This window comes from Aquimarina megaterium XH134, from assembly GCF_000520975.1.
Taxonomy (GTDB): domain Bacteria; phylum Bacteroidota; class Bacteroidia; order Flavobacteriales; family Flavobacteriaceae; genus Aquimarina; species Aquimarina megaterium.
The window spans coordinates 1-1,714 of sequence record NZ_JACB01000114.1 but is presented as its reverse complement, the minus strand read 5'-3'; the positions used below and the strand labels follow the sequence as shown (position 1 = coordinate 1,714).

Genomic DNA, 1,714 nt, shown 5'->3' with positions numbered 1-1,714 from the left:
TTTTATGTATCATCCATTCTAATTATGCGTGGTCTGCTTAGTTACTTTTCTCTTCATAACTTGTCTAAAATACTTTATAATAAACTATGTGAAATTTTATACCATATAATACTGTTTACTATAGTATTATAAGATATTCCCTACAAAATAAGTTAAACCAATTTTTTTTCTGAAAACAAGGTTTTTTTTTATCTTTTTTTGACTACTCTTTAAAAAACCCTGTTTTTTAACAAAAAATAAATAAACTCCCTTCTTTATTTCTCTTTTTCAGAAGATTGCCTTTAGCCCAAAACATATAGCTTATTAATTTTGGCATCTACTATATTAACTAATTTAAACACAAATCAAATGAAAAAAACTAATGTATTTATCCTCATTGCAGGAATTATGGTTTTACTCTTTACAGCTGCTTGCAGTAAAGATGACACTATAGAAACGAAACAAACTATTGTTGACCCATTAGCTGATGCTAAAGAACATTTTGCTCGATTAGGATATGATGGAGTCGAAGATCTTTCTATTGAAAAGATTACTCACCCTATTACCAAAAAAACAGAAGAATATTATTTGTTACAAGGAGATATATTGATGCCAAAACAACAATTAAAAGAAATGGCAAATAAACATAGTAATAGTCCCAACGCCAAGCATTATAGTGCTAACGATATAGTTAAAAATTTACCCAGATTTATCCGGGTAGCCGGAGTCACAGGTTCGGGAACAAATGCTTTAGACAATATCGCACAACAAGCCTTAAGAGCTGCTATAAATCAATATAATGCTCTTAACCTTTCTCTAAAATTCACTATAGAGTTTAGTGCTAACCCACCTTTAGGAACTGAAATAATTGTACAACGGAATCCCACACTTAGTTCAAATGCAAGAGCCAGTTTTCCTTCAAGTACAGGGAATCCCGGAGGGCTTATATTTATTGGTCCTAATGCTACTAGCCGTGGACTTGACATGGCAACAATAACAATGGTGCATGAATTAGGTCATTGTTTAGGACTGAGACATACAGATTTCATGAATGCAGCAGTATCATGTGGAGTTCAATTACCAATCGAAAATGATGATACTGGTGTAGGAGCAAATCTAATTCCAGGAACACCTGCAGCCCCTAGTGGGGATCCAGGGTCTATTTTTGCCACCTGCCCTAGGCGATTAAATACAAAACCAAATTTTACAAATGCGGATATTATCGCATTAAGACAATTATATGGGCCAAAAATGAATGCTCGTTGTGTAAACGGCGATCCTAAACTTCTAATAGCTTCAGTTCATGGAGGCAGTACATTTGTTAATCTGAATTCTAACCTTAGATGGCAAGCTACACGTTCTGGTAGCTGGATTGATATGGGGCCAGTAACGACAGGAGCAGGAAATCACACTTTTTTGGTTAAAGTAGCCTCATTTTTTAACCAAAGTGAAGAATGTGGACCAAAGAGGTATGGTAGAATGGTATTTAGAGCAATTGATTTTCCTAATATGCCACCCGAAATTATTCGAGTTCGTCAAAATGAAAGAAGGCCTCCTCCTGGTCATCAGTGTAAATAACTTAGTATACACTTAACTAGTTAAACACCCTATTTAGCGCATGATAAAACCAATTTTTATCATGCGCTTTGTTTATATCTTAATGTCCATACTAAGTTTGACACGCTATACACTCATCATCAGGTTTTGATATTTTTATTTAAAATCTTTATACTAT

Annotated in this window: 1 protein-coding gene; it reads left to right on the top strand. The window is 34.0% G+C overall.

The window, feature by feature from the left end:
* The first annotated feature begins 348 nt into the window (after positions 1-348).
* On the top strand, positions 349-1,557 hold the full coding sequence (locus Z053_RS0127305; RefSeq protein WP_035097184.1) for a M57 family metalloprotease: 1,209 nt from the start codon (positions 349-351) through the stop codon (positions 1,555-1,557).
* Positions 1,558-1,714: the final 157 nt, after the last annotated feature.

Excerpts from the sequence above, each read along its gene's own strand:
- Z053_RS0127305 (WP_035097184.1), top strand. The coding sequence starts at position 349 with ATGAAAAAAACTAATGTATTTATCCTCATTGCAGGAATTATGGTTTTA.